The 26,028-nt window shown below is 57.7% G+C and carries 21 protein-coding genes; 11 read left to right on the forward strand and 10 right to left on the reverse strand.

The window, feature by feature from the left end; all coding sequences use genetic code 11:
* Position 1: 1 nt before the first annotated feature.
* Positions 2 to 697 (forward strand): D-allulose 6-phosphate 3-epimerase, encoded by a 696-nt coding sequence (gene alsE, locus JT31_RS10535; RefSeq protein WP_038476562.1) that lies wholly within the window; start codon positions 2 to 4, stop codon positions 695 to 697.
* Positions 681 to 1,625: an allose kinase gene (alsK, locus tag JT31_RS10540; protein ID WP_038476565.1), complete on the forward strand. Its 945-nt coding sequence runs from the start codon at positions 681 to 683 to the stop codon at positions 1,623 to 1,625. The genes alsE and alsK overlap by 17 nt, the downstream gene beginning before the upstream one ends.
* On the opposite strand, the gene JT31_RS10545 is transcribed toward alsK, so the two are convergent.
* Entirely contained in the window at positions 1,558 to 4,140 is a 2,583-nt protein-coding gene (locus tag JT31_RS10545) for an ATP-binding protein (protein ID WP_038476568.1), read from the reverse strand. The two genes, alsK and JT31_RS10545, sit on opposite strands and share 68 nt — an antisense overlap.
* 303 nt (positions 4,141 to 4,443) lie before the next feature.
* On the opposite strand from JT31_RS10545, the gene JT31_RS10550 reads away from it, so the two are divergent.
* From JT31_RS10550 to JT31_RS10565, 4 genes are all read left to right on the forward strand, one after another.
* The gene (locus tag JT31_RS10550; protein ID WP_038476571.1) at positions 4,444 to 5,967 is read left to right on the forward strand and encodes a sugar ABC transporter ATP-binding protein; all 1,524 of its coding nucleotides are present in this window, start codon (positions 4,444 to 4,446) and stop codon (positions 5,965 to 5,967) included.
* Positions 5,960 to 6,952, forward strand: a complete 993-nt coding sequence (locus tag JT31_RS10555; protein ID WP_038476574.1) for an ABC transporter permease subunit — start codon at positions 5,960 to 5,962, stop codon at positions 6,950 to 6,952. Before JT31_RS10550 ends, JT31_RS10555 begins: the two co-directional genes overlap by 8 nt.
* 35 nt (positions 6,953 to 6,987) lie before the next feature.
* Positions 6,988 to 7,932 (forward strand): ABC transporter substrate-binding protein, encoded by a 945-nt coding sequence (locus JT31_RS10560; protein WP_038476577.1) that lies wholly within the window; start codon positions 6,988 to 6,990, stop codon positions 7,930 to 7,932.
* A gap of 94 nt (positions 7,933 to 8,026) precedes the next feature.
* Positions 8,027 to 8,710: a D-lyxose/D-mannose family sugar isomerase gene (locus JT31_RS10565; protein WP_038476580.1), complete on the forward strand. Its 684-nt coding sequence runs from the start codon at positions 8,027 to 8,029 to the stop codon at positions 8,708 to 8,710.
* Here JT31_RS10565 and JT31_RS10570 read toward each other — a convergent pair.
* Entirely contained in the window at positions 8,707 to 9,441 is a 735-nt protein-coding gene (locus JT31_RS10570) for a response regulator (RefSeq protein ID WP_038476583.1), read from the reverse strand. The two genes, JT31_RS10565 and JT31_RS10570, sit on opposite strands and share 4 nt — an antisense overlap.
* Positions 9,442 to 9,735: 294 nt before the next feature.
* Between JT31_RS10570 and fdhF the strand changes: the two genes are divergently transcribed.
* Entirely contained in the window at positions 9,736 to 11,883 is a 2,148-nt protein-coding gene (gene fdhF, locus JT31_RS10580) for a formate dehydrogenase subunit alpha (RefSeq protein WP_081948180.1), read from the forward strand.
* 97 nt (positions 11,884 to 11,980) lie between these two features.
* On the opposite strand, the gene JT31_RS10585 is transcribed toward fdhF, so the two are convergent.
* Complete coding sequence (locus JT31_RS10585; protein ID WP_038472527.1) at positions 11,981 to 12,940, reverse strand: IS110 family transposase; 960 nt, start codon at positions 12,938 to 12,940, stop codon at positions 11,981 to 11,983.
* Between the two features lie 246 nt (positions 12,941 to 13,186).
* Positions 13,187 to 14,500 carry a glutamate/aspartate:proton symporter GltP gene (gene gltP, locus JT31_RS10590; RefSeq protein ID WP_038476591.1) on the reverse strand — a complete coding sequence of 438 codons (1,314 nt, stop codon included), beginning with the start codon at positions 14,498 to 14,500 and terminating at the stop codon, positions 13,187 to 13,189.
* A 426-nt stretch (positions 14,501 to 14,926) separates the two neighbouring features.
* Here gltP and acs point away from each other — a divergent pair, with 426 nt between their 5' ends.
* The 3 genes from acs to actP all read left to right on the forward strand — a co-directional run bounded on the left by acs (position 14,927) and on the right by actP (position 18,925).
* On the forward strand, positions 14,927 to 16,885 hold the full coding sequence (gene acs, locus JT31_RS10595) for an acetate--CoA ligase (RefSeq protein ID WP_038476593.1): 1,959 nt from the start codon (positions 14,927 to 14,929) through the stop codon (positions 16,883 to 16,885).
* Between the two features lie 79 nt (positions 16,886 to 16,964).
* Complete coding sequence (locus JT31_RS10600) at positions 16,965 to 17,279, forward strand: DUF485 domain-containing protein (RefSeq protein WP_038476596.1); 315 nt, start codon at positions 16,965 to 16,967, stop codon at positions 17,277 to 17,279.
* On the forward strand, positions 17,276 to 18,925 hold the full coding sequence (actP, locus tag JT31_RS10605; RefSeq protein WP_038476599.1) for a cation/acetate symporter ActP: 1,650 nt from the start codon (positions 17,276 to 17,278) through the stop codon (positions 18,923 to 18,925). Before JT31_RS10600 ends, actP begins: the two co-directional genes overlap by 4 nt.
* A gap of 39 nt (positions 18,926 to 18,964) precedes the next feature.
* On the opposite strand, the gene JT31_RS10610 is transcribed toward actP, so the two are convergent.
* Both JT31_RS10610 and JT31_RS10615 read right to left on the reverse strand, forming a co-directional pair.
* On the reverse strand, positions 18,965 to 19,654 hold the full coding sequence (locus tag JT31_RS10610; RefSeq protein WP_038476602.1) for an LrgB family protein: 690 nt from the start codon (positions 19,652 to 19,654) through the stop codon (positions 18,965 to 18,967).
* Positions 19,647 to 20,072: a CidA/LrgA family protein gene (locus JT31_RS10615; protein ID WP_038476605.1), complete on the reverse strand. Its 426-nt coding sequence runs from the start codon at positions 20,070 to 20,072 to the stop codon at positions 19,647 to 19,649. The genes JT31_RS10610 and JT31_RS10615 overlap by 8 nt, the downstream gene beginning before the upstream one ends.
* Positions 20,073 to 20,173: 101 nt before the next feature.
* Between JT31_RS10615 and JT31_RS10620 the strand changes: the two genes are divergently transcribed.
* Positions 20,174 to 21,073, forward strand: a complete 900-nt coding sequence (locus JT31_RS10620) for a LysR family transcriptional regulator (protein WP_038476608.1) — start codon at positions 20,174 to 20,176, stop codon at positions 21,071 to 21,073.
* A gap of 5 nt (positions 21,074 to 21,078) precedes the next feature.
* On the opposite strand, the gene JT31_RS10625 is transcribed toward JT31_RS10620, so the two are convergent.
* The 4 genes from JT31_RS10625 to soxR form a co-directional block, all read right to left on the reverse strand.
* Complete coding sequence (locus JT31_RS10625; RefSeq protein WP_038476611.1) at positions 21,079 to 22,725, reverse strand: Na+/H+ antiporter; 1,647 nt, start codon at positions 22,723 to 22,725, stop codon at positions 21,079 to 21,081.
* A 149-nt stretch (positions 22,726 to 22,874) separates the two neighbouring features.
* A complete protein-coding gene (gene ghxP / locus JT31_RS10630) occupies positions 22,875 to 24,224 on the reverse strand; it encodes a guanine/hypoxanthine transporter GhxP (RefSeq protein ID WP_038476613.1) in 1,350 nt (449 codons plus the stop codon).
* A gap of 344 nt (positions 24,225 to 24,568) precedes the next feature.
* Positions 24,569 to 25,237 carry a glutathione S-transferase family protein gene (locus JT31_RS10635; RefSeq protein WP_038476616.1) on the reverse strand — a complete coding sequence of 223 codons (669 nt, stop codon included), beginning with the start codon at positions 25,235 to 25,237 and terminating at the stop codon, positions 24,569 to 24,571.
* Between the two features lie 310 nt (positions 25,238 to 25,547).
* Positions 25,548 to 26,003, reverse strand: a complete 456-nt coding sequence (gene soxR / locus JT31_RS10640; protein ID WP_038476619.1) for a redox-sensitive transcriptional activator SoxR — start codon at positions 26,001 to 26,003, stop codon at positions 25,548 to 25,550.
* Positions 26,004 to 26,028: the final 25 nt, after the last annotated feature.

A 26,028-nucleotide genomic window follows, 5' to 3' on the forward strand; every position in this document is an offset into this window, starting at 1 on the left:
GATGAAAATTTCCCCCTCTTTGATGTGCATGGATCTGGCAAAATTCCAGGAACAGATTGCGTTTATCGACCAGCACGCCGACTACTTCCATATCGACATTATGGACGGCCACTTTGTGCCGAACCTGACGCTGTCCCCGTTCTTCGTCGGCCAGGTCAGGAAGCTTGCCAGCAAGCCGCTGGACTGCCACCTGATGGTCACCCGCCCGCAGGATTACATCGTCCCGCTGGCGCAGGCCGGGGCGGACATCATTACCCTGCATCCGGAAACTATTAACGGCCAGGCCTTCCGCCTCATAGAAGAGATTCGCCGCCACGGCATGAAAGTCGGCCTGATTTTGAACCCGGAGACCCCGGTTGAGGCGATGAAGTACTACATTCATAAGGCAGACAAGGTGACGGTGATGACCGTTGACCCAGGGTTTGCCGGCCAGCCGTTTATTCCAGAAATGCTGGAAAAAGTGGCGGAGCTGAAAGCCTGGCGCGAGCGCGAAGGGCTGAGCTACGAAATCGAAATTGACGGCTCCTGCAACGCGGCAACCTATGAACGACTCATGGCCGCCGGGGCAGATGTGTTTATCGTTGGCACTTCCGGGCTGTTTAACCACGCCCGGGATATCGACGAGGCCTGGCAGGTGATGAGCGAACAGATCCTGACGGCTAAAAACGAGGTTATCCCCCATGCCAAAACCGCTTAACGTGGTGGCCGGAGTGGATATGGGCGCCACCCATATCCGCCTGTGTTTGCAGGATGAGTCCGGCGCGGTGCTGCACTGTGAAAAACAGCGCACCGCAGAGATTATCTCCGGGGGCGTGGTCTGCGGGATCGCCCGTCTGTTAAACGATCGGCTGGATCGCTTTAACGCCCGCTGCCGCGGCATGGTGATGGGGTTCCCGGCGCTGGTCGGCAAAGACAAGCGCACGATTATCTCCACGCCAAATTTGCCGCTTGCCGCCGCAGAGCTTAACGAACTGGCGGGCAAGCTGGAGGATGCGCTCGGCTGCCCGGTCGAGTTTTCACGTGACGTCAATCTGCAGCTCTCGTTCGACGTCGCGCAAAACGGCCTGCAGCCCCAGCAGGTGCTGGGGGCTTATCTCGGCACCGGCATGGGTTTTGCCGTCTGGCTGAACGGGGCACCCTGGACCGGCGCCCACGGCGTTGCCGGTGAACTGGGCCATATTCCACAAGGCGATATGCACCTGACCTGCGGCTGCGGAAATGCGGGGTGCCTGGAAACGGTGTGCTCGGGGATTGCCCTGAAACGCTGGTACGACGCCAGCCCGCGGGCGTATGAAATTGGCGAGCTGTTCAGCGTTGCCGCGCAGGAGCCGTTTGTCGTTGCCCTGCTCGACCACGCGGCGCGCGCCATCGCCACCAGCGTGAACCTGTTTGACCCGGATGCGGTAATCCTCGGCGGTGGAGTGATGGACATGGTCGATTTTCCGCGTGAAGCGCTGATTGCGCAGACTAAACGCTATCTTCGCCGCCCGCTTCCTCACGATGCCGTGCGCTTTATCGACGCGTCTTCATCCGCGTTTAACGGCGCACAAGGTGCGGCTACGCTGGCCCGCGCCTGCTTCCTGCCCGCGCTTTACGTAGCGCCTCAGCAAGCTGCGCTCGGGTAAACGGTTTGCGCAGCAGCTCCACCTCCGGCAGGTGTTGCTCGCTGCGACGTAAATCCTGCCCGCTTACCAGCAGCAAATCCAGCTGAGGATGATGGCGGCGGGCCTGCTGGAGCACGTCCGCGCCGCTTAGCTCGCCGGGCAGCATCAGGTCGCTGATAACGAGGCTGATGTCCGGCACCTCGCGCATCAGCAGCAGCGCCTGCTGGCTGTCGCTGGCTTCCAGCGTCAGGTAACCCAGCTGATGCAGCTGTTCGCAGAGCGTCTGGCGCACGTCCGGCTCATCTTCGAGTACCAGCACAAGCTGGTCAGAAATATCGGCCTGTTCATCGACCAGCGGCAAGGCCTCCGGCTGCGCCTCCGCAGACGCCCGAGGCAGTTGAAGTATGACCCGAGTCCCTGTGCCCGGCTCGCTTTCAATCTGCACCCGCCCGCCCGACTGGCGTACAAAGCCATAAACCATCGACAGCCCAAGCCCGCTGCCGCTGCCGGTCTGTTTGGTGGTGAAGAACGGTTCAAACACCTGCGCCTTTACCTCGTCCGTCATACCGTGCCCGGTGTCGGCCACCTCAACCACCACCATATCCTGTTTGCGCCCTTCGCCGCGCACCACGCGCTGGTTCCAGGTGCGGATCTTAATTTCACCGCTGCGCCCTTCCATCGCGTCTCGGGCGTTCATCACCAGGTTAATGATCGCGTTCTCCAACTGATTGACGTCGATCCAGGCGGGCCAGGCGGGCTGCTGGGCTTCAACGACAAGCGTGAGATGGGCGGGCAAAGAATGGCGCATCAGCGGGTCGAGGTTTTCAAGCAGGCTTTTCATCGCCACCGCCCTCGGGTGTAACGATTGCTTGCGGGAAAACGCGAGCAGCCGCTGAGTGAGCTGTGCGCCACGCTCGGCGGCCTTAAGCGCGCGCTGAATGCGCACGGCGTCCGGCGAGTCTGTCGCGGTCAGCTCAAGACTGCCGATGATCACCGCCAGCAGGTTATTGAAGTCGTGCGCCAGACCGCCGGTAAGCTGCCCCACCGCCTTCATTTTTTGGCTGTGCACCAGCGCTTCTTCCAGCGCTTTGCGTTCGCTACGCTCCAGCACTACGTTCACCATGCCCCGCCCAGGCACCGGGCTAAAACGCAGCTCGATGGTACGGCCGTCCGCCAGCCTCAACTCCTGCGGCTTAGGCAAGGGTCTGGAGAGATTACCCAACATATGCTCCTGCAGCGGCGTAACCTGCTTGAGCAACCCGAGATAGTGCTGACCACGCTGCAGGCGCTGCGGCTCAAGCCCCAGCAGCAGCGGATATTGCTGATTCCACACCACCAGGAAACCGTCGCTGTCGAACAGCGCAAAGCCGTCGCGCATGGCGTGAAAAGTGGTTTCCAGCAGGGTGCTTTTCTCTTTCAGCAGGCGTGAGGTATGCTCCAGCGAAGCGGTATTACGGGCAAAGACGTTGAATGCCCTGGCCAGCTCGCCCAGCTCATCACGCCTCTGCTGTGCGGGCACGCTGACCTCTTTTTCGCCTTTCGCCAGCCGCGTCATCGCCTGGGAAATCGCCGTTAAGTTTGAGCCCAGGTTGCGGTAAATATACAGCCCGGCAAACCCGGTGATCACCAGCGCCAGCAGGGCAAACAGGCCGATAAAAGCGATGATGGACTGCAAATCCCGGTGGCTTTGCTGGCTGCGCTGCCGGGATTCTTCCCCGACTTTTTGCACGTACAGGTTGATGTCCTGATTCAGAAAAGCCACCAGCGCTTTGATGTGGTACATGTGCCAGGCGATGCCCAGGTCGCTTTCCTCAAGCTGTGCAGAAAGCGGCGGCAGCTGGCGCAGGCCGTTTCTGAACTGCTGCAAAATGCTGTCCGATAACGGCGACGGCGCCCGCTCGGGGAGAAACTGCATCACTTCGCTAAGCTGGCGCACCGCCGGCCTCGGAGAGGAGGACTGAATCGCCACCAGAATCAGGCGATCCATCTCTTTGAGCAGCCCGGCATCCGGCACGTTAAGCCCTTCGCGGGCGTTAACTTCCTGCAGGTGTTCAAGGTAGCTCTGATTCTGGTACAGGGCGCTCAGCAGCAGGTTACGCTGCAGGTGGCGACGGTGCCCCATCACCAGCATATTGGTGACGCTGCTTTCCAGCTCGTTGCTGCGGTCGATGATCCGGCTGACCAGCTGCGGCTCACGGCTCGCCAGCGGCGCTTTGGCCAGGTGAGAAAGCGAGTTTTGCAGCGAAAGCTGGGTTTGCTTCAGGCTTGCCGCCTCGCTCTGGTATTCCAGCGCGCCCACAACCTGAGAAAGTCTGACCGCTGCCGTCGCCACGTTCGAGGTGTCGCGCGCCAGCTCCATGCTACCGGACATGTCGAGCAGCGTTTGCCCCTGAACCTGCTCCTGCAGACGGCTGGCGTGCTTAAAGCCGAGCACCGCCACGCCGCAGACCATCAGCGTGACCGCCACCACCAGCAGATTGAAAAACAGCAGGCGGCCTCGGGCGCTGGCGAAAAAGGAGGGACGAGGCTGGGTCATAGAGGCTCCGTGGTTGTTTGTGCCCCCTCACCCTAACCCTCTCCCCCAGGGGAGAGGGGAAAAAAAGGACAACGAATAGCGCGCCGCTTTTCCCCCTCTCCCTTCCAGGGAGCGGGCCGGGGTGAGGGTGAAGCATTCACTCCAGTTAAGCATTGCATGGATTTTGATAAATATTTCCACACCGGGAATGTGATCCAGGTTAACTATTCAACTCTATGACAAATATGAACGGCGGCTGACATTTTGCATTTATCGGCGTGTGGTTGACTGGCGCTTATTGATACCCACCACAGGCGCCGCACCATGAGCAGAGTCCCCATTCTGGAAATGCGCAATATTGCCAAGTCATTTGGCAAGTTTTATGCGCTAAAAGGCGTCGATTTAACGGTATTTCCCGGTGAGATCCATGCCCTGATGGGCGAGAACGGGGCGGGTAAAAGCACCCTGATGAAGATCCTCGCGGGGGCTTACATCGCCACCAGCGGCGAAGTGCTGATTGACGGCGAACCCTATGCCATCAAAGGCCCCAAAGATGCCCTCAACGCGGGCATTACCCTGATTTACCAGGAAATGCAGCTCGCGCCAAACCTTACCGTGGCCGAAAACATTTTCCTCGGCAGCGAACTGGCGCGCGGCGGCCTGGTGCAGCGTAAAGAGATGGTGCAGCAGGCGCAGGCGGTGATTGACCGCCTCGGGGCGCAGTTTAAAGCAACCGACCTCGTCATGAAGCTGACCATTGCCGAGCAGCAGCAGGTTGAGATTGCCCGCGCGCTCCAGCGCAACAGCCGTATTCTGGTGATGGATGAACCCACCGCCGCCCTCTCATCTCGCGAAACGCATCGCCTGTTTGAGCTGATTTTCCGCCTGCGTGATGAAGGCATGGCGATTATCTACATCAGCCACCGCATGGCGGAAATTTATGAGCTGTCTGACCGGGTCAGTGTGCTGCGCGACGGCCAGTACGTCGGCAGCCTGACGCGGGAAAACCTTAACGCCAGCGAACTGGTCAAAATGATGGTTGGCCGGCCCCTTAGCGACCTGTTTAACAAAGAGCGTGATATCCCGCTCGGCAGCCCTCGCCTCAACGTTCATCACCTGACCGACAGCGGCAAGGTGCAGCCCGTCAGCCTGCACGTGCGTTCCGGGGAAATTGTCGGCCTGGCCGGGCTGGTTGGCGCGGGGCGTTCGGAGCTGGCGCAGCTTATCTTCGGCGTGCGTAAGGCCACGGGCGGTACGGTTGAGATCGACGGCGAGCCGGTGACGCTGCACTCCCCCCGCGAGGCGATTCAACACGGCATCGGCTTCCTGACGGAAAACCGCAAAGAGCAAGGGCTGTTCCTCGAGCTTGCCGCGCAGGACAACATCACCATGGCCACGCTGGAGCGTGACGCTCATTTCGGCATGCTCGACCGCAAAAAAGCCCAGACCATTTCTGACGATGCTATCAGCCTGCTGAATATCCGCGTGCCGCACGCTCAGGTTCGCGCCGGGGGCCTGTCCGGTGGTAACCAGCAAAAGTTGCTGATTTCCCGCTGGGTTGCTATTGGCCCACGCATTCTGATCCTCGACGAGCCTACGCGCGGCGTGGACGTCGGCGCTAAAAGCGAAATTTACCGCATCATGAACCAGCTGGCCCGCCAGGGCGTGGCCATTTTAATGATTTCCAGCGAGCTGCCCGAAGTGGTGGGCATGAGCGACCGGGTGTACGTCATGCGCGAAGGCAGCATTGCCGGCGAGCTGCTGCGCCACGACATTACGCAAGAGAATATTATGACCCTGGCTACCGGCGTGACCGAGGCCCATAAGAAAGAGGTGCACCATGACTAACTCAGGCACGCAACCGGTGGCAAAATCCGCCTCACTTAAAAAAGCCCTGTTCGGCGATTTACTACAAACCGTCGGCATTTTGCCGATTTTGATACTGATCGTCGCCGTATTTGGCTTTGTCGCGCCCAACTTCTTCACCGAGTCTAACCTGCTCAATATCGCCCGGCAGTCGTCGATCAACATCGTGCTGGCGGCTGGGATGACCTTCATCATTCTGACCGGCGGTATTGACCTTTCCGTGGGCTCTATCCTCGGCACCACCGCCGTGACGGCAATGGTCGTGTCGCTGATGCCCGGCTGGGAAGGCCTGTCGATTCCGGCAGCGCTGCTGATGGGCACCGGGCTGGGGCTGTTTAACGGCATGCTGGTCGCCTGGGCTGGGCTGCCGCCGTTTATCGTCACGCTCGGCACCTATACCGCGCTGCGCGGTGCGGCGTATCTGCTGGCCGACGGCACAACGGTGATTAACTCCAACATCAACTTTGAATGGATTGGTAACGCCTATCTCGGCCCGGTGCCGTGGCTGGTGGTTATCGCCCTGCTGGTGATTGCGGTGTGCTGGTTCATCCTGCGCCGTACCACGCTGGGCGTTCATATCTATGCGGTGGGCGGCAACATGCAGGCGGCACGCCTGACCGGCATCAAAGTGTGGATGGTGCTGCTGTTCGTGTACGGCATGAGCGGCCTGCTTTCCGGGCTCGGCGGCATCATGAGCGCGTCGCGCCTTTATAGCGCCAACGGTAACCTCGGCGTGGGCTATGAGCTGGACGCCATCGCCGCCGTTATTCTCGGCGGGACCAGCTTCGTGGGCGGGATTGGTACCATCACCGGCACGCTGGTGGGGGCGCTGATTATCGCCACGCTCAACAACGGCATGACGCTAATGGGCGTCTCCTACTTCTGGCAATTGGTGATCAAAGGGGCGGTGATCATCATAGCGGTGCTGATCGACAAATACCGTACCCGTCACCATCAAAGTGCATAACAACAAAACCCTACCCTACGAGTGAGGAAAACAGCATGCGTTTGAAACCCATAGTTACTGCGTTACTGGCTGGTGCAATGATCGCAGGCGCGCCGTTTGCCCAGGCGAAAGAGTTAAAGTCTATCGGCGTGACGGTGGGCGACCTCGCCAACCCGTTCTTCGTGCAGATAACCAAAGGCGCCGAGCTGGAAGCCCGCAAGCTCGCTGGCGACAACGTGAAGGTGACGCTGGTCTCCAGCGGCTACGATCTCGGCCAGCAGGTGGCGCAGATCGATAACTTTATCGCCGCCAAGGTGGACATGATCATCCTCAACGCCGCAGATTCCAAAGGGATCGGCCCGGCGGTAAAACGCGCGAAAGACGCCGGGATCGTCGTGGTGGCGGTGGACGTCGCGGCTGACGGCGCCGATGCCACGATCACCTCAGACAACACCCAGGCCGGGCAAATGGCCTGTAAGTACATTTCCGACCGCCTGAAAGATAAAGGCAACGTGGTTATCATCAACGGGCCGCCGGTTTCCGCCGTGCAGAACCGCGTTGAGGGCTGCGAAACCGAATTCAAAAAGCACCCGGACATTAAGATCCTATCCTCTAATCAGAATGCTAAGGGCAGCCGTGAAGGCGGCCTGGAAGTAATGACCTCGCTGCTGGCGGCGAATCCGAAGATCGACGGCGTGTTTGCGATCAACGATCCGACGGCGATCGGGGCCGATCTGGCGGCAAAACAGGCCCAGCGTAATGAGTTCTTTATTGTCGGCGTGGACGGCAGCCCGGACGGTGAGGAGGCCCTGAAGCGCGGCGGCAGCTCGCTGTTTGTGGCGACGCCGGCGCAGGATCCGCAGGTAATGGCGGCGAAAGCGGTCGAGATTGGCTACGACATTTTGCAGGGTAAACCCGCGCCGAAAGGCCCGGTGCTGATCCCGGTGACGATGATCGATAAGAACAATATTGGCAGCTACAAAGGGTGGACGGTGAAGTAGTTTTCCCCTCACCCAGTCGAGTCAGAACGCCGTCAGTCCCCTCTCCCTTCCAGGGAGAGGGCCAGGGTGAGGGTCCACGTCAAAGGGAGGCCAGATGAAACGCTCCGAGGTTAATCAGTACCTGAATGAAACCCGCCAGTTCTTTGCCCGCCACGATATCCAGCTGCCGCCGTTCGCCGGGTTCTCGCCGCAAACATGGCAGCAGCTTGATTCCCACAGCTGGCAGGAAGTGTTTGATCTGAAGCTAGGATGGGATATTACCGACTTCGGCGGCAGCGATTTTCTTATCATGGGCCTCACGCTGTTTACCCTGCGCAACGGCTCACCTGAAGGTGCGCCCTACGCCAAAACTTACGCCGAAAAAGTCATGCACGTGCGTGAAAATCAGATGACGCCGATGCATTTTCACTGGAGCAAACAGGAAGACATTATCAACCGCGGCGGCGGTAATTTGATTGTTGAACTGTGGCATTCAGATCCGTTTGAACAGCCCGATGAATCGGACATTACGGTGGTGATTGACGGCTGCCGCCAGACGCACGCAGCAGGCAGCCAGCTGCGCCTTTCTCCGGGGGAAAGTATCAGCCTGGTGCCGGAGATGTACCACAGCTTCTGGGGCGAGCCCGGCTACGGCGACGTGCTGGTCGGTGAGGTTTCGATGGTGAACGATGACGATCACGACAACCGTTTTTTAAAGCCTCTCGAGCGCTTCAGCACCCTTACCGAAGACGCCGGGCCGGAGCTGCTTTTGTGTCATGAGTACCGCCGGTTTATCTAAACCGCATTATTTTCGCCGTGGGTGACATCCGCGGCAAAGACGTAGCCCACGCCGCGGATGGTGCGGATAAGCGTGGGCTGGTGCGGATTGACCTCGATTTTGCGCCGCAGCCGCATAATCAGCACGTCGATAGTCCGGTCAAACACTTCGAGGCTTTCGCTGTGGGTTAGCTCAAGCAGTTTTTCCCGCGACAGCACCTTTCTGGCGTGCTGCACCAGGGAAAGCAGCAGACCATATTCCCCCTGGGTGAGATCAACCTGCTGCTGCCGGGCGTTCATCAGCTGGCAGCGGTCGGTGTCCAGCCGCCAGCCGTTAAACTGCAGCGCGCTGGTTTTCGTCGGGCTGGTTTCTACGGCCAGCGCCCCGCTGCGCCTCAGCACCGCTTTCACCCTCGCGACGACCACGCGGCCGTTAAACGGTTTGGCGATGTAGTCATCGGCGCCCATTTCCAGCCCCACCACCACGTCAGACTCGCTGCCCATGCCGGTCAGCATCACCACCGGCAGCGCCGGACGTAGCTTTTGCACCTGCTGAAGCACCAGCAGGCCGTTGGTATCCGGCAGCATCATATCCAGCAGGATAAGCGCGATGGAGGGCTCTGCCGCCACAATCTGCAGCGCTTCATTGCCGCTATGGCACACCAGCACGTCGAAGACGTGTTCGCTGAGCACATCGCGCAGCACGTCGCAAATGGCCTTGTCGTCATCCACCACCAGGATTGCAGGTTTCATTATTGTCTCCGGAGGGGAGGAGGTTCTTTTTAGTGTGAGCGATTGTTGATTGCGCGCCGCAGAAAGAACACAGATCCGTGCGGAATTTTCTATCACTGTCACAAATGCCCGTCAGTTCGACACGTCATTTATGACGAAATCCCCGGCCTTTCGTCAGCCCGTGCGAAAGATGCCCGCCAAACCCGCGCCAATACCCACTCACTCTATGTGGCATAGATAATGCATTGAGTGGCGCAGCAAGGCGGTTTGCATTTATCGCCGCACTTAAATGACAGCATTGACTGGAGCAACATGATGAAAAAAGTCGTCACGGTTTGCCCCTATTGCGCCTCGGGTTGCAAGATAAACCTGGTGGTGGATAACGGCAAAATCGTCAAGGCGGAAGGCGCACAGGGTAAAACCAACCAGGGCGACCTGTGCCTGAAGGGTTATTACGGGTGGGACTTTATCACCGACACCAAAATCCTTACTCCGCGTTTGAAATCCCCGATGATTCGCCGCGAGCGCGGCGGCAAGCTGGAAGCGGTTTCCTGGGATGAAGCGCTGGACTATGTCAGCTCTCGTCTGAGCGAGATCAAAGCCAAGTATGGCCCTAACGCCATTCAAACCACCGGCTCCTCACGCGGGACCGGCAATGAAACCAACTATGTAATGCAAAAATTTGCGCGCGCCGTTATTGGAACCAATAACGTCGATTGCTGCGCACGTGTCTGACACGGCCCATCGGTTGCAGGTCTGCACCAGTCGGTCGGTAATGGCGCGATGAGTAACTCTATCGTCGAGATTGAGGATACTGATTTAGTCTTTGTGTTCGGGTACAACCCGGCAGATTCACACCCTATCGTGGCTAATCGCGTGATTAAAGCGAAGCAGAAAGGGGCACAGATTATCGTTGTCGATCCGCGCAAAATTGAAACCGCGCGCATTGCCGACATGCATTTGAGGTTACGAAACGGCTCTAACATCGCGCTTCTGAACGCGATTGGCCACGTCATTATTGAAGAGAACCTTTACGACCACGCTTTCGTAGCGGCTCGTACCGAAGGCTTCGAGGAGTATCGCAAAATCGTTGAAGGCTACACGCCGGAGTCCGTCGAAGAAATCACTGGCGTCAGCGCCGGGGAGATCCGTGCGGCCGCGCGTATGTATGCCAAAGCCAAAACGGCCACCATCCTGTGGGGCATGGGCGTGACCCAGTTCTACCAGGGCGTGGAAACCGTGCGCTCGCTCACCAGCCTGGCGCTGATGACCGGCAACCTTGGCAAACCTAACGTGGGCGTGAACCCGGTTCGCGGCCAGAACAACGTGCAGGGCGCCTGCGATATGGGCGCACTGCCGGATATGTTCCCCGGTAACCAGTACGTTCGTGACGCGGAAACCCGCAGCAAATTTGCTACTGCCTGGGGCGTTGACGCGCTGCCGGAAGCCAACGGTTACCGCATCAGCGAACTGCCTCACCGCGTAGAACATGGTGAAGTCCGTGCCGCCTATATTATGGGTGAAGATCCGCTGCAAACCGATGCCGAGCTTTCTGCGGTGCGCAAAGCGTTTGCCGGACTTGAGCTGGTGATTGTGCAGGACATCTTCATGACCAAAACCGCCGCCGAGGCAGACGTTATCTTACCGTCAACCTCCTGGGGCGAGCATGAAGGGGTCTTCACCGCCGCCGACCGTGGCTTCCAGCGCTTCTTTAAGGCGGTTGAGCCGAAGTGGGATCTCAAAACGGACTGGCAGATTATCAGCGAAATCGCCACCCGCATGGGCTACCCGATGCGCTACAGCAACACCCAGGAAATTTGGGACGAGCTGCGTCATCTGTGCCCGGACTTCTACGGCGCGACCTACGAGAAGATGGGCGAGCTGGGCTATATCCAGTGGCCTTGCCGGGACACTTCCGACGCGGACCTGGGCACCTCTTATCTTTATGAGAGCAAGTTCGAGCGCCCTAACGGCCTGGGGCAGTTCTTCACCTGCGACTGGGCACCGCCTATCGATCGCATCACCGACGAGTACCCGATGGTGCTTTCCACGGTGCGTGAAGTCGGCCACTACTCCTGCCGTTCAATGACCGGCAACTGTGCCGCCCTGGCCGCGCTGGCCGATGAGCCGGGTTATGCACAAATCCACGTCGAAGATGCCGCCCGGCTGGGCATTGAAGATGAAGCGTTGATTTGGGTGAATTCGCGTAAAGGCCGGGTTATCACCCGGGCTGCGGTCAGCGAGCGTCCGAATAAAGGCGCGGTGTACATGACCTATCAGTGGTGGATTGGTGCCTGTAATGAGCTGGTGACGGAGAACCTTAGCCCGATAACCAAAACGCCGGAGTACAAGTACTGCGCCGTGCGCGTCGAGCCGATTGCCGATCAGCAGGCCGCCGAGCAGTATGTGATTGATGAGTACAGCAAGCTGAAGGCCCGTCTGCGCGAGAGCGCGAGAGGATAATACATCCCCTCACCCTAACCCTCTCCCCATAGGGGAGAGGGGATAAAGAACATGTTTTCCTCCCTCGCCCCTTTGGGGAGAGATACCGTCTTGTCGGTTATCCGGCAAGCGGTATTTCAGCGTTAAATTCACGCCCTGATTTCACCACCCCATAAGCCAGCTGTAGCAGCTTTCTCATTCCTGCACACACGCGTTCTTTGCCTGTCTTCCCCCTGCTCGCCATCCGGGTCATCAGGTCTTTCACCACTTCATTACATCTTCCCGCCACTACCGTAGGCATATACAGCACGCTACGCAGCTCACGGCTCCCCACTTTTGACAACCTGCTCTTTCCCTTCCACATCCCGGACTCACAACGTCGTGGGTTCAGCCCTGCATAAGCCACCAGAGCCTTACTGCTCCTGAACCGCCTCAGGTTTCCCGCGAAGGCCAGAAGACTCGTACTCAGCACATCTCCCACTCCCGGGATACTCTCCAGCAGCGCTTTGTCTTTTCTCAGGTCCGGGTCATCATCAATGTGCTGTCTGATTTTCTTTTTGGTTTCTTTTATCAGTTCATCCAGCGTGGCGATGTGCTCTTTTAACGAGCCAGTGATGACCTCATCTGCGGCCTCCAGCCTGTTCTCTTCCATCTGACGCATCTCTTCAAGATTTTTAAGATGCCGCACCAGCGCGGTCAGCTGTCGCTGGCTGAGAGGAGCCGGATGCCATTGGGCTGGCTGATACAGGGCACAATACCGTGCTATCAGGGCGGCATCGCTTTTATCCGTTTTGTTTCGGGTCAGTTCGGTGTTACTGAAGGCATGAATGCGGGCAGGGTTTTCCAGGCTGACGCGATAGCCGCCATCGGACAATGCCGTGGCGAGTTCCGTGCTGTAGCTGCCCGTCGCTTCCATACAGACATGACAGTCCCCAAAGCGGGTCAGCCAGTGAATAAACTCACGACATCCCGCAGGCGTGTTAGCAAACTTTTTAGTTTTGTATTTCTGACCAGGCAGCAGGACAGCGACATCAAATTTTAGCTTAGCAATATCAACGCCGACAGAAGTGAGGGTCATCTGATTCTCCGTAACCTTATGAATAATATCGCCAGACCATCCTTATATGTGGGTGCTCAGAGGCACAGGATACCGTTCGGTCTTGAGGCGACAGGGAATAAGGTTGCCGGGGCATAATCTCTCCCACGGGCTCGGAAGCACCAGGGCCAGGGGATGCTCACCGGCAACCTCCCGATGATCAGTCGGGGATCTTCCCCGCACTGGCGGGGAAGTTCAAGACATAAGGGCCGGGGTGAGGGGCTTTACTTAACTGCTCGCTTTACTGTCAAATTTCCCAAAAAGCTCACGCTCATAGGCCTGGGCTTTTTTATGGTCGAATTTGTGTTCCCACTTGGCGATAACCAGCACCGCCAGCGCGTTGCCAACTACGTTTAGCGCGGTACGCGCCATATCCAGAATACGGTCAACACCGGCAATAAACGCCAGTCCTTCCAGCGGAATACCGACGCTGCCAAGCGTTGCCAGCAGCACCACGAAGGAGACGCCCGGCACGCCGGCAATCCCTTTTGAGGTCACCATCAGCGTCAGCACCAGGATGATTTCCTGCCACAGCGACAGCTCGATGCCGTACAGCTGTGCGATGAAAATCGCCGCAATACTCTGGTACAGCGTGGAGCCATCGAGGTTAAACGAATAACCCGTCGGCACCACAAAGCTGGTGATCGACGCCGGAGCGCCATAGGCTTCCATCTTCTCGATGATGCGCGGCAGTACGCTTTCAGAGCTGGCGGTAGAGAACGCCAGGATCAGTTCATCTTTCAGAATGCGCATCAGGATAGTGATTTTCAGCCCGCACAGCCGCGCCACGGCGCCCAGCACTACAAATGCGAAGAAGGCAATCGCCACGTACACCAGCACCACCAGCTTCAGCAGCGGCCAAAGCGAGGCAAAGCCAAAGTTCGCCACGGTCACCGAGATAAGCGCAAAGACGCCAACCGGCGCATAGCGCATCACCATGTGCGTCACTTTGAACATGGTTTCAGAGATGGAGCGGAAAACGGTCACCAGCGGTTCACGATGCGTGGCCGGCAGCGACGACAGCCCAAGGCCAAACAGCACCGAGAAGAAGATGATCGGCAGCATCTCGCCCTTCGCCATCGACGCGACGATGTTGGTGGGCACGAGGGACAGAATGGTGCCCATCAGGCCGTGAGAATGGCTTTGAACATCCTGGGCAGTATGCTGGTATTTCGAAATATCCACGGTAGCAAGCTGCGACATATCTATGCCGTGGCCCGGCTGGAACACATTCGCGAGCGTAATGCCCAGAATGATGGCAACCGTCGTGATCACTTCGAAATAAATGATGGTTTTTGCCCCGATGCGGCCGAGCTGTTTGGCGTCGCCAACGCCGGCGATCCCAACCACCAGGGTGGAAATCACAATCGGCACGACGATCATTTTGATCAGGTGGATAAAGATATCGCCCGCCGGTGAAAGCAGGTTAGCGACCAGCCACTCACGGCTATCACTTTGATAATGAAGAAAACTTCCCAGGATAATGCCCAGCACCAGCGCCAGCAAAATTTGCCAGGCCAGGCTGATTTTAAAGTTTTTCATAACGACTACAGTTCCTCAAAAAAACGCCATTCCCATGCTGTTGACTCAGGAGAAGGTCACAAACTGAAAGGGGGTATGACAAACGTCAGGTGTTAAGCGGGGTTTTTTAAAGCGCCGTATGAGTACCATCCCGATAGCCTGCTGCGCAACTCTTCATTTTCAAGGTTATGCACTGACTTAACGCTGATAAGCAGGATTTTCATCACATCCGTGGATATAACTTATTGTTATGGAAAAAATTTCATTATTTGTTTTTAGAATTAAGTCACTCCGGTAATTATTTCTTATGATTCATCTGTTTGAACATTTTTTGCGCGATTATTTTAATGCGTGATCTGCCGCCCAAAAAGTAAACAAAGCTGCCTATACCCCTACAATTAACGTTTGTGTGACATATTATTAACATCCTAAAGGAGAAAAAAAGCCATGAGCCAAATACACAAACACGCTATTCCCGCAAACATTGCGGACCGTTGCCTGATAAACCCGGAGCAGTACCAGGCCCTGTATCAGCAGTCGATACAGGATCCCGATGCGTTTTGGGGCGAGCAGGGAAAAATCCTCGACTGGATAAAACCCTACAAAAAGGTGAAAAACACCTCTTTCGCGCCGGGAAACATCTCTATTAAGTGGTATGAGGACGGCACGCTGAATTTAGCCGCAAACTGCCTCGACCGACACCTGGAAGAACGAGGCGATCAAACCGCCATTATCTGGGAAGGCGATGACGCAACCCAGAGCAAACACATCACCTACCGCGAGCTGCACCGCGATGTCTGCCGTTTTGCCAATACGCTGGTCGAGCTGGGGATTAAAAAAGGGGATGTTGTCGCCATTTATATGCCGATGGTGCCTGAGGCCGCCGTCGCCATGCTCGCCTGCGCGCGCATTGGGGCCGTGCATTCCGTCATCTTTGGCGGTTTCTCGCCGGAAGCCGTGGCCGGGCGCATCATCGATTCCAGCTCCCGGCTGGTGATCACCGCCGACGAAGGCGTACGCGCCGGGCGTTCCATCCCGCTGAAAAAGAACGTGGATGACGCGCTTAAAAATCCAAATGTGAAAACCGTCGAGCACGTTATCGTGCTGAAACGCACCGGCGGCAAAATCGACTGGCACCAGAACCGTGACCTGTGGTGGAGCGAGCTGGTGGAGAAAGCCAGCGACCAGCATCAGCCGGTCGAAATGAGCGCCGAAGATCCGCTGTTCATCCTCTATACCTCCGGCTCTACCGGCAAGCCTAAAGGCGTGCTGCACACCACCGGTGGCTATCTCGTTTACGCCGCCAGCACCTTTAAATACGTCTTCGATTACCATCCGGGTGACGTCTACTGGTGTACGGCGGACGTGGGCTGGGTCACCGGGCACAGCTACCTGCTTTATGGCCCGCTGGCCTGCGGCGCGATCACGCTGATGTTTGAGGGCGTGCCTAACTGGCCGAAGCCAAACCGCATGGCGCAGGTGGTCGACAAACATAAGGTGAATATTCTCTACACCGCGCCAACCGCCATCCGCGCGCTGATGGCCGAAGGGGATAAGGCCACCGAAGGCACAGACCGCTCTTCGCTGCGCATTCTTGGCTCCGTGGGCGAGCCTATCAACCCGGAAGCCTGGGAGTGGTACTGGAAGCACATCGGCAATGAGAAATGCCCGGTGATGGACACCTGGTGGCAGACGGAAACCGGCGGCTTTATGATCACCCCGCTGCCTGGCGCAACCGAGCTGAAAGCCGGTTCCGCTACCCAGCCGTTCTTTGGCGTTCAGCCCGCGCTGGTCGATAATGAAGGCAACCCGCAACCGGGCGCCACCGAAGGCAATCTGACCATTACCGATTCCTGGCCGGGCCAGGCGCGCACGCTGTTTGGCGACCATGAGCGCTTCGAGCAGACCTACTTCTCCACCTTCAAAAATATGTATTTCAGCGGTGACGGCGCGCGCCGGGACGAAGACGGCTATTACTGGATAACCGGCCGCGTGGACGACGTGCTGAACGTGTCCGGCCACCGCCTTGGTACCGCAGAGATCGAGTCGGCGCTGGTGTCCCATCCGAAGATTGCCGAGGCCGCCGTGGTGGGCATTCCACACAACATTAAAGGCCAGGCGATTTACGCCTACGTGACGCTGAACCACGGCGAAGAGCCGACGCCGGAGCTGTACGCCGAGGTGCGCAACTGGGTACGTAAAGAGATTGGCCCGCTCGCCACGCCGGATGTACTGCACTGGACCGACTCGCTGCCGAAAACCCGCTCCGGCAAGATCATGCGTCGCATCCTGCGCAAGATTGCCTCCGGTGACACCAGCAATCTGGGCGATACCTCCACCCTCGCCGATCCTGGCGTGGTAGAAAAACTGCTGGAAGAAAAACAGGCGTTAACCATACCTTCGTAACCTTGTTCTCCCCCTCTCCCTTCCGGGAGAGGGAATAACTACAAATACCTACCCTACAAAAACCTCTGGAGATTCTGTGATGAATGACACCATTTATCAGCGGATAGAAAGCAGTGCGCATTTCAGGGAGTTGGTTTCCAAAAGGCAACGGTTTGCCGCCATTCTGTCACTGATTATGTTAGTGATTTACGTTGGTTTTATTTTGCTGATTGCCTTCGCGCCCGCGTGGCTTGGCACCCCGCTTCACGCCGGTACCAGCGTCACGCGAGGCATCCCTATCGGCATCGGCGTTATCGTTATTTCCTTCCTGCTCACCGGGATTTATGTCTGGCGTGCTAACGGCGAATTTGACCGCCTGAACAACGAAGTGCTGCGTGAAGTGGGGGTTAAATGAAACGTTTTCTTGCGGTTTTTGCCGCTCTGCTGCCGGCCGGAGCCTTCGCCGCCGATGCGATAACCGGCGACGTGCAGCGCCAGCCAACCAACTGGCAGGCGATCATCATGTTCCTGATTTTCGTCGCTCTGACGCTGTATATCACTTACTGGGCGTCCAAACGCGTTCGCTCCCGCAACGACTATTACACCGCAGGCGGCAATATCACCGGCTTCCAGAATGGCCTGGCCATTGCCGGTGATTTTATGTCGGCCGCCTCGTTCCTCGGGATTTCCGCGCTGGTGTATACCTCGGGTTATGACGGCCTGATTTATTCGCTGGGCTTCCTGGTCGGCTGGCCGATTATCCTGTTCCTGATAGCCGAACGCCTGCGTAACCTGGGCCGTTATACTTTCGCCGACGTGGCGTCTTATCGCCTCAAGCAGGGCCCAATCCGCACGCTGTCCGCCTGCGGCTCGCTGGTGGTGGTTGCCCTTTACCTGATTGCCCAGATGGTCGGCGCCGGGAAGCTTATCGAGCTGCTGTTTGGCCTGAATTACCACATCGCCGTGGTGCTGGTGGGCGTGCTGATGGTGATGTACGTACTGTTCGGCGGCATGCTGGCCACCACCTGGGTACAGATTATCAAGGCCGTGCTGCTGCTGTTCGGCGCAAGCTTCATGGCGTTTATGGTGATGAAGCACGTCGGCTTCAGCTTCAACAACCTGTTCAATGAGGCGATGGCGGTTCACCCTAAAGGCGCGGCCATCATGAGCCCTGGCGGGCTGGTGAAAGACCCCATTTCTGCGCTGTCTCTGGGCCTCGGCCTGATGTTTGGCACCGCTGGTTTACCGCATATTCTGATGCGCTTCTTTACCGTGAGCGACGCCCGCGAAGCGCGTAAGAGCGTGTTTTACGCCACCGGTTTCATGGGTTACTTCTACATCCTGACCTTTATCATCGGCTTTGGCGCCATTATGTTAGTAGGTGCTAACTCAGCATTTAAAGACGCGGCGGGCGCGCTGATTGGCGGCAACAACATGGCGGCGGTTCACCTGGCAGATGCCGTGGGCGGGAACCTGTTCCTCGGCTTTATCTCTGCGGTTGCCTTCGCCACCATCCTCGCGGTTGTGGCCGGGTTAACGCTGGCGGGCGCTTCGGCGGTATCTCACGACCTCTACGCCAACGTCTTCCGCAAGGGCGCTTCCGAACGTGATGAGTTAAAAGTGTCTAAAATCACCGTTCTGGTGCTGGGCGTGGTGGCTATCCTGCTGGGCATTCTGTTTGAAAAACAGAACATTGCTTTTATGGTGGGGCTGGCATTCTCCATTGCCGCAAGCTGTAACTTCCCGATTATCCTGCTGTCGATGTACTGGTCGAAGCTGACCACGCGCGGCGCAATGATCGGCGGCTGGCTTGGCCTGCTGACCGCTGTCGTGCTGATGATTCTTGGCCCAACAATCTGGGTGCAAATTCTCGGCCACGAAAAAGCGGTCTTCCCGTACGAATACCCGGCGCTGTTCTCGATCCTGGTTGCGTTTGTCGGCATCTGGCTGTTCTCGATTACCGATAACACGCCAGAGGGTAAGCTGGAGCGTGAGAAGTTCCGCGCGCAGTTTATTCGTTCTCAAACCGGCATCGGTATCGATCAGGGGCGGGCTCACTAGTTAGTAAGCACTTACCGGGGCTATGTCTGCCCCGGTAGGTTAAAACATCAGCCAGCTGACCAGCGGCGCAACCAGAACCGTCACCACGCCGGACAGCATCATCACCAGGCTGGCAATCACCCCTTCCTGCGGCCCCAGTTCGTAAGAGCGTGCGGTGCCCGCGCCGTGAGAAGCCGCACCGAATCCGGCACCTTTGGCTATCCCTTCCCTGATCGACAGGCGCAGAAACAGCATGTCGCCTACCGCCATGCCAAACACGCCGGTGATCACCACAAACAGTGCCACCAGTTCAGGCTCACCGCCGATAGGCTTAGCTGCCGCCAGGGCAAAAGGCGTGGTAATCGAGCGCACCGCGAGGCTGCGTTGAATGCCGTCAGGCAGGGTAAATAAGCGGGCCAGCCAAATCGAGCTGGTTACCGCCACAATCATCGCCGTCAGCACGCCTGCGGAAAGCGACATCCAGTGGCGTTTAATTACCCTGAGATTGTCATAAACCGGCACCGCAAAAGCGATGGTGGCAGGCCCGAGCAGCCACAGCAGCCAGTGCGCCTCGCCCATGTAGTTACTGTAAGAGATGTGCCCGAAAACAAGCATTCCCACCAGCAGCACCGGCGTAAAGACCAGCGGCATCAGCGGCAATTTACGAAAGCGGCGATACAGGCGTTTGTTGGCGAAGTAGAAGACCAGAGTAACCACGAGGCACAGCACGCTGAGCTGAAAATTAGTCATTGCGGGACTGCCTGCGGGCTTCGCGAGCCAGCTCAAAGCGGTAAACTTTTTCCACCACAAAAGCCGTACTGGCCAGCACCAGCATGGTGCTGACCGCGATCACCGCAAAAATGCGCCAGCCTTCCACCATCAGCAACTGCGAGTAGTTCACCACGGCCACCACCGCCGGGACAAAGAACAGCAGCATCTCGGCCAGCAGCCATTTTGACCCTTCCCTGACCCACTTCAGCGGCACGATGCGGCAGACAATCAGCGCCAGGAGCAGCAGCATTCCCACCAGATTCGCGGGCAGCGGCAGGTGCCCCCACGTGACCAGCTGCTCGGCAAAAACAAAAAGCCCGGCGTACAGGGCCACCTGCACAGGGACGCGCAGGCTATGAATTACAGCAGGCGTAAAACGACCTAACGCCAAAGCCATGATGTGTGCTCCAGAAAAAATACCAGCCCCAATTATAGAGAGCGGTTCATCGCTACTGAAATGAATTAAAATCATTGCAGGTATAGTTAATGGGAATAGTTATGGACATCAGAACGCTGCGTTATTTCGTTGAGGTTGTACGCCAGCAGAGCTTCACTCGTGCGGCGGAGAAGATGTTCGTCACGCAGCCCACCATCAGTAAAATGCTGCGTAACCTTGAGGATGAGCTGAACTGCACGCTGCTGATCCGCGACGGCCGCCGCCTGCTGCTGACCGACACCGGCCAGGTGGTGTTCCAGCGCGGGCTGGCAATTCTGGCCGAGTTTCGCCAGCTTGAGGCCGAGCTAAGCGACATCAAACAGCTCACCAACGGCGTGCTGCGTCTTGGCATTCCACCGATGGTCGGCACCCTGATGACCGGCCCGATAGGCGTGTATCAGCACCGCTATCCCGGCGTGGAGTTTAAGATTTCCGAGTTCGGCGGCCTGACGGTGCAGCAGGCGGTGCTCAACGGCGACCTCGATCTCGCGGTGACGGCGATGCCGATAGAAGACGAAGACGCACTGACGGTAATGCCGCTGTTCCGCCATCCGCTCTGCGTGCTGGTGCCCCGCTCCGGCCCGTGGATTGGCCGCACAAGCGTTGACCCGGCCGAGCTGGCCGAACACCCGCTGCTTATTTACAACGAAGATTTCTCCCTCAGCCGCCAGCTTATGCAGCTGTTTGCCGACAACGGCTTCACCCCGCGTATTGCGGTGCGCAGCGGGCAGTGGGATTTTCTGGCGGCGATGGTTCAGGGCGGCGTGGGGATTGCCGTGCTGCCGGAGCCAATTTGCCGCAAGCTCGACCACGCCACGCTGATGTGGCTGCCGCTAAACAGTAATCTAAGCTGGCAGTTAGGAATGATTTGGCGTGAAGGGGTTTATATTTCGCAGAGCGCGCAGGCGTGGATTGATTGCTGCAAGGAGTTCTGGCCGGAGATTGAAACCGGCCAGAACTAACGCGGTTACTCTTTCTCGATCAGCAGCGCTTCCAGCAGGTCGAGATCGTGCAGGAGTTTCTGCAGGGTCTCGTTGCTGATTTGCTGCGTGGCGCGAAGATGGTAAAGCTCGGCGCGCTCCGAACGCAGCGCCGTCAGGCGGAAGCGGCGCTCAAGGTTTTCTTCAAGCTCGCTGCTTTCGACGTCGTTGCGCCCGTCTGCGCGGCGGCGTAGGTTGCCGATAACCCGCGAACTCACCTCTTTCAGCAGCTGGTCGTCGATGTTCTCTTTGCTGTCGACGGCCAGCCGTTCCTCCATTTTCTGGATAGCGACAATCGCCACTTCGGCGGTCGCGGAACGGGCCAGACGCTCTTCTTTACGCGCTAAAGACTTATCCCCTACCTCAACGTTTCGCAGCAGAATCGGCAGCATGATAACCCCGGCAAACAGCGAGAACAGGATCACGCCTGCGGAGAGGAAAATCAGCTCATAGCGCGCCGGGAATGGCGTGCCGTCGTTCAGGAACAGCGGGATAGACAGCACACCGGCCAGGGTAATCGCCCCACGCACGCCGGCGAAAGAGGCGATACCCAGCTCGCGGGTAGTGAAGAAGCCGAACTCCAGCGGGCGCTTTTTCATAAAGCGCAGGCTGATGCGCTTCATCGACCACAGCCACAGGAATCGCACCGCAATCAGCGCGAAATAAATCATGCCGACGTCGAGGAATAGCATCCACAGTTCAACGTTCGGATCGGCATTGGCCGCCGCGACGGACGTCTCGAGAATGCCCGGCAACTGCAGGCCTAACAGCAGGAAGACCATGCCGTTAAATACAAACTCCAGCATCGCCCAGACGCTGTTCGCACGCAGGCGCATAGTCAGCGGCGCGCTGCGCAGAACGCCGGAGCGGGTGATGGTCATCCCTGCGGCCACTGCGGCCAGGATGCCGGAAACCCCGATATGCTCGGCAATCAGATAAGAAGCGAACGGCAGCAGCAGCAGCAGCAGAATCTGAGTTGCCGGTTCATCGCCGCTCCAGCGGCTCATCAGGCGCAGCGATTTCCCGTACAGCCAGCTGACCGCGATACCCGCCAGCAGGCCACCCACGGCAACCTTGAAGAATTCGAGCGATGCCCCGCCAACGCTAAAGGCCATCGCCCCAATGGCGACCGCGACAGCAAGCTTCAGGGACACCAGGCCGGAGGCGTCGTTCATCAGCGCTTCTCCCTGCAAAATGCCCATGATTTTCTTAGGAATACGCCCTTCGCCCACGATGCCGGAAAGCGCCACGGCGTCCGTCGGTGACAGCACGGCGGCCAGCGCAAAAGCAGGCACCAGCGGAATACCCGGTACCAGGAAGTAAATCAGGAACCCGATGCCGACCACGGTGACCAGCACCAGCACCAGCGCCAGGCCAATAATTTCCCGGCCATGGTGCAGAAACTCATGGGTTGGCGTCTTCCAGCCGTCGGCAAACAGCAGCGGCGGAATGAACAGGACCAGGAACAGTTCAGGGTCAAATTCGACGTGCAGGCCAAAGTGCGGCCAGGCAAGCAGGGCCCCAATGGCGATTTGCATTAACGGCAGCGGGATCTGAAACGGCAACATACGTGTTACCACCCCAGAGAGGGAGACCACGAGGGTCATAATCAAGATTGTGAAGAAAATTTCCATGTTTTCCCTGAACGTGATGTGTGATTTGAAGCGTCACCTTTGGAGGTTGTTTTAATAATAAAACAACTTTTTTCATCACATTGGAACCGGAAATACCCGAAGTGGGCAAAAGCGGCGGGTTACGGAGCGCAACCCGCACGAATTGAAAATCAGATAGCCCAGCCGCCGGCGTAGAACGCCACCAGCGCAACGGCGATAACCACGGTACCGACGTTCAGCTTGCGCCATTCACCGGATACCACGCGGCCGATAACCAAAGAAGCGAAACCGATCATGATGCCGGTCACGATGTTACAGGTCAGCACGATGAATACCGCAGTAATCAGCCCGGCCATCGCATCCACGAAGTCCGCAAAGTCGATTTTGGCAACGTTGCTCAGCATCAGCAGGCCAACATACATCAGCGCAGGCGCCGTGGCGTAGGCAGGTACCAGATAGGAAAGCGGAGACAGGAACAGGATCAGCAGGAACAGCACACCAACGACGATCGCGGTCAGGCCGGTTTTACCACCTGCTGCCGTACCCGCTGCAGACTCGATATAAACCGCTGCCGGGGCTGCGCCCACCAGGCCAGAGAACACGCTGCTCAGGGAGTCGGTGGTCAGCGCTTTGCCGCCGTCGATGATTTGGCCGTCTTTGTCCAGCAGGTTTGCCTGACCGGCAACTGCACGGATAGTCCCGGTGGCGTCAAACACCGCGGTCATCACCAGCGCCAGCACGCTTGGCAGCACAATCGGGTTCAGCGCGCCCATGATGTCCAGGCTGCCAATCAGCGAGTTGCCTTTGTCATCGCTCAGCGACGGCATGGCGAAGATACCGGAGAAGTGAACGTTCGGGTCAAAAATCAGGCCAACGATGGACACGCCGATAATCGTCAGCAGAATGCCGCCCGGCACCTTCAGTTTTTCCAGACCGATGATCACCGCCAGGCCAATCAGCGACATGATAACCGGGAAGCTGGCAAAGTGGCCCAGCGCAACCGGCAGCCCGTCCAGCGGGTTTTTAATCACCAGGCCGACGCCATTTGCGGCAATCAGCAGCAGGAACAGGCCGATACCAATCCCGGTGCCGTGCGCCACGCCCATCGGCAAATTGCGCAGAATCCAGCTACGAATGCCGGTGGCAGAGATAAGGGTAAACAGGACGCCCATCAGGAACACCGCGCCAAGCGCGACCGGCACGCTGATGTGCTGGCCGAGTACCAGGCTAAAGGCGGTGAAGGCGGTCAGCGAGATGGCGCAGCCGATAGCCAGAGGCAGGTTGGCCCACAGGCCCATAACGATGGAGCCCACGCCCGCCACCAGGCAGGTCGCCACGAAGACCGCCGTTGGTGGGAAACCCGCTTTACCGAGCATGCCCGGCACAACGATGACGGAGTAGACCATGGCCAGGAAGGTCGTCAGACCGGCGACAACTTCCTGACGCACGTTACTGCCACGTGCAGAAATTTTGAACCAGGCGTCGAGCGAACCGCCGGCACGCGGAGAAGGTGTAGACATAGTGAAAAATCCCCTGAGATTTTTAGAATGACGTTTGCCCGGGTGGTGGACAACCCGCTGCCAGTTAAACGTTGTCTCCCTGCGCTACGATTGTGACAAAGGGGTGTCACAAAAAAGCAATCGTTTAACTCCACACGGACAAATCGGTGTCACAGAATGAAAGCAAACGATTATCCAGCCTTCCTGACGGGATTTTCAACTTAACTTTTGCCCTTTTCGCGGAAAATGTGCTCAGCTGATGAATTAATCGCCTCATGGTGCGCAAACGTTATCGTCAATGCGCAATTTCGCAACAAAATCGTAAATTATCGGGCTGGCTTTCTCTCCTTTTATCCCCGCGGCGATCACGTGCCGGGGATCTCAAAAGGGCCACCCTGATTCAGCGCTCGCTGCCAGGCAGGACGTGTTTGCACATTTTTCATCCATGCCTGAGTGTGCGGCATATCGTTCACCTCACCTCGTGCCAGGAGCGCGGCCACGGGGAAGCTCATCTGAATATCTGCCGCGCTAAACTGCGGCCCGGCAAACCAGCGGTTCTGCTTCAGGTAATCTTCAATGAAGCGGGCATGGGTGGCGATTTGCTTGTTGAGCCAGGCTTTCTGCACGCCCTGCCCCAACGCTTTGCCCACCGGGCGTAACGGCCAGGGAACCGGCGCTTTGCCGAGGCTGCCAAACACCAGCTTCATTAATAGCAGCGGCATCAACGATCCTTCCGCGTAATGCAGCCAAAAGCGGTACTGGATCTTGTCGTCAATCTCCTGCGGCTTCAGGCGGCTTTCGCTATCGTAGGCCTCCTGCAGGTATTCAAGAATCGCGCCTGACTCGGCGAGGATATGGCCGTTATCTTCTACCACCGGGGATTTACCCAGCGGATGAATCTTTTTCAACGTTTCCGGGGCGAGCATGGTGGACTCCCGCTGGTAACGCACGATCTGGTAGGGCTGCGCCAGCTCTTCCAGCATCCAAAGTACGCGCTGGGAGCGAGAGTTATTGAGGTGATGAACCGTTAGCATGGGGTAACCCTATGTTTAGCCAAATGGAATAACTATAGGAAAGTCGGCCGCGAATCACATGTCAAAAAAATGAACAAAAAAAGACCAATTGACCTTGCAAAGTGAAGGGGCGGACCTACACTTAAATTGTCGGTGCAGACCGGAACCTCCAAAGTCAGTGAAGTATGTACGTATGTATGTGTAAGCGTTATCGAGGGGTGCCGACGTCGGGGGAAACCCTCCTGTCAGAACGGGATAGAGCGAAAGACAAAGACCGGAAAACAACTAAAGCGCCCTTGTGGCGCTTTAGTTTTTTGTCTGGAAGCTAATGCTAATCCTCCAGCAACCGTGCGCCAGTCCCCTGCTCGCCCAGCTTGTCTCCGGGGTTACGCAGCGGGCAATCCGCCCCGGATAAACAGCCACAGCCAATGCAGCCGTTCAGCTCGTCACGCAGCGCGGTCAGCGTATCAATGCGGTGATTTAATTCCTCGCGCCATTGCGACGAAAGCTTCTTCCAGTCGTTTTTGTTGATTGAGTGCCCGTCGGGCAGCACGCCAAAGGCGTCGCCAACGGTACTGAGCGGAATGCCGATGCGCTGGGCGATTTTGATTATCGCCACCGTACGCAGCACATCACGCTGATAACGTCGCTGATTACCTGAGTTTCGTGTGCTTTTAATCAGGCCTTTGCTTTCATAAAAGTGGAGCGCGGAGACGGCCACGCCGCTGCGCTTCGCCACTTCACCGGGCGTTAACAGCGTTTTTATTCGGGGCAATTTCTTTTCCATAATGCTCTTTACCTCAAGTTAACTT

This window comes from Cedecea neteri, assembly GCF_000757825.1.
Taxonomy (GTDB): Bacteria; Pseudomonadota; Gammaproteobacteria; order Enterobacterales; family Enterobacteriaceae; genus Cedecea; species Cedecea selenatireducens.